At 65.2% G+C, this 3,098-nt stretch carries 2 protein-coding genes; one reads left to right on the top strand and one right to left on the bottom strand.

Going from position 1 to position 3,098, the window contains the following annotated elements:
• A partial coding sequence (locus tag JOY90_RS28405; RefSeq protein ID WP_291694411.1) for a beta-ketoacyl synthase N-terminal-like domain-containing protein occupies positions 1 to 649 on the bottom strand: 649 nt, incomplete at its 3' end.
• Between the two features lie 380 nt (positions 650 to 1,029).
• Here JOY90_RS28405 and JOY90_RS28400 point away from each other — a divergent pair.
• Positions 1,030 to 3,098: methyl-accepting chemotaxis protein (locus tag JOY90_RS28400; RefSeq protein WP_291694410.1), on the top strand; the 2,069-nt coding region annotated here is incomplete at its 3' end.

Raw genomic sequence — 3,098 nt, 5'->3', positions numbered from 1 at the left:
GGTTGCACTCGTCGCGCGAGACCGTGTAATCGACGATGCTCTCCTCTTTCGTCTCCTTGTTGACGACCTTCATTTTCGTCTTCATCGGGACGATCTCGTCCTTGAACTTGTTGGCCTGCTGCGCGGCCGCCATGCGGCGCTGCGATTCCAGCGAGAACTCGTCCTGATATTCACGGCTGAGCTTGTAGCGCTCGGCGACGATGTCGGCGGTGTCGATCATCGCCATGTAGATGTCGGGCGCGTGTTTGAGCAGCTCGGCGTCCTGCGCCTCCTTCGGCATTCCGCCACCCGGAATGGAGATGCTCTCCACGCCGCCGGCGACGATGCAGTCGGCGCCGTCGGAACGGATGTGGTTTGCCGCCATCGCGATGGTCTGCAGGCCCGACGAGCAGAAACGATTGACGGAGACGCCGGCCGTGGTCTTCGGCATGCCGGCGAGCAGCGCCGCCTCGCGGCCGATGTTGCGGGCGCCATGGGCGCAATTGCCGAGATAGCAGTCCTCGACATAATCCTTGTCGACGCCGGCGCGTTCCACGGCATGATGGATGGCATGCGCCGCTATCGTCATCGGCGGGGTGATGTTGAATCCGCCGCGGGCGGACTTCGCCAGCCCGGTGCGGGCATAGGATACGACCACTGCCTCACGCATGTTGTGTTTTCTCCCTGTCAAAACGGCTTCTTGCATTTCCTAGCACGAGCCAGCAGTGCGGTCGAATGCTTTTGGTTGATGCCGCGAGGCGGACAATCCGCTTGGAGTCGATCACGATGCAATGCGACGGCACGGAAGGATGATGATCATCATACGATCGCAGGCCGGAAGGCAGGCCGGGCGAAGGCGGGCCAGGAGAAGGTTGAGAGGGCTCGTCGACTCTCCCGCACGCCGAACCTGCCTCAATGCCACCCCTCGGTATCTCGATACTTCACGCGACGCAATGCGGCCGTGTTCCCGCCCAAGGCATAAACCCCCGGTTAATACGGGACCGATAGTTTTCAGCGTTGTCTTCATCGCTCGTGGATGTCCAGAAAATCATGAAAATCGGAACGCTATTGACGGCCGCCATCGTTTCGCTGTCGACCGTGGGCGGGGGACTGGCGGCCTATGTCGCCGTCTCGAAGTATGAGACCATGGACCGGGTTTCCGAAGCCCAGGCCCGCCTCGCGATCGTCCGCGCGGTCGGAGACATCCCGCGCTACTTCAACTCCGAGCGCGGCTTCGCCGTCAACATCCTGTTCGGGCCCGCGACCGTCGATCCGAAAATGCGGACCGACCTCAACGACAAGTATCGCAGCAAGACCGACGGCGCGCGTGCGAAGGTGATCGAGCTGCGCAAGACCCTGCCCGGCGCCTTCGACGACGGCGACGCGATCGCTTCCGGCATCGACGACATCAACGCGAAGTTCACGGCACTCCGCAACGAGATCGACGCCGCGATCGACGGGCCGGCCGAGGCGCGCAGGGATGCCTCGAACAAGATCGTGGCCAACCACATGACCATGAACCGCGCCGTCGTGAAGCTGCTGGACGAGCAGGTGCGACGCATCGCGACGCTGCATGGCGACGCCTATCGGCAGGCCGTCTATGCCAACATCGCCTGGTCCGTCCGCGACCTCGGCGGCGCCTACGGCAGCATCAGCAAGGCATTGCTCGGCGCCAAGCGCGCAGGGACCGACGCCGAGAGAACCGACCTCTACCGCGCCCAGGGACGGCTCGACCAGGTCGTGAAGTCGTTGCAGGACCTGCGCGGCAATCCCACGATCCCGGCCAATGTCACGACCGCGCTGTCGCGCATGAACGAGCTCTTCGTCGAGAAGTTCGGCCGCGAGCTGAAGCTCATTCAGGAGGGCGCGGCAAGCGGACAATATGAGCGCGATGTGGACACCTTCTACGCCATCTCGCAGCAGGGCCTCTCGGCGGTGATGGACGTGCGCGATGCCTTCTACGACAATGCCGAGCAGGTGCTCGGCGCCTCCTATTCTTCGGCACGTGCGAGCTTCCTGACCGCACTGGCCGGCTTCGTCGCTTTCGCTGCCGCCAGCATCGGCCTCGTGATGCTGATCCTGCGCCGCGTCTGCCGTCCGATCGTCGATCTCACGTCGCGGATGTCGGCGCTGGTCGGCGGCGAGATGGCAAACGAGATCCCCGGCGCCGATCGCGACGACGAGATCGGCGCGATGGCCGCCGCCGTCAACGTCTTCAAGGACAATATGATCCGTGCCGATCGGCTCGCTGCCGAGAAGGAGGCGGAGAACGACGTTAAGATGCGCCGCGCCCACGCGCTCGACGATCTCGCCCGGGGATTCGAAACCAGGGTCGGCCAGCTCGTCGGCGGCCTGTCGTCCGCGTCCGGCGTGATGGAGAAGACCGCACAGGCGATGTCGACTGCCGCTTCCACAGCCAATCGCCAGGCGGCCGTGGTCGCGACCGCCTCCGGACAGACCTCGACCAATGTGCAGACGGTGGCGAGCGCGACCGAGGAGCTGACCTCCTCGATCGGCGAGATCGGCCGCCAGGTCGCGCAATCCACCGAGATCGCGGCGCGTGCCGTCGAGAGCGCGCGCCGCACCGGCGACACCGCCCGTTCGCTCGCCGACGGCGCGCAGAAGATCGGCGACGTCGTTACGCTGATCCAGACCATCGCGGCCCAGACCAACCTGTTGGCGCTGAACGCCACCATCGAGGCCGCGCGTGCCGGCGAGGCCGGACGCGGATTTGCGGTCGTCGCCTCCGAGGTCAAGTCGCTCGCCGGACAGACCGCGAAAGCCACCACGGAGATTTCCGAGCAGATCGCAGCCATCCAGGCGGCAAGCGATCAGACGGTGTCGGCGATCAGGAACGTCGTCGACGTCATCACCGAGATCGATCAGATCGGCGTGGCGATTGCTTCCGCCATCGAGGAGCAGGGCTCGGCGACCTCGGAGATTTCCCGCAGCGTGCAGGAGGCGGCGCGCGGCACCCAGGAGGTCAGCACCAACATCTCGGGCGTGCAGCGGGCCGCCGACGATACGGGCTCGGCCGCCGGCCGCGTGCTCGGCGCGGCGCAGCAATTGTCGTCGCAATCGCGCGATCTCGCCGGCGAGGTGAACAAGTTCCTCTCCGA

Origin of the sequence: Bradyrhizobium sp., from assembly GCF_019242285.1 — a bacterium.
GTDB lineage: Bacteria > Pseudomonadota > Alphaproteobacteria > Rhizobiales > Xanthobacteraceae > Bradyrhizobium.
Note: the sequence above shows the minus strand (reverse complement) of the source record. Positions and strands in the feature narration are given on the sequence as shown.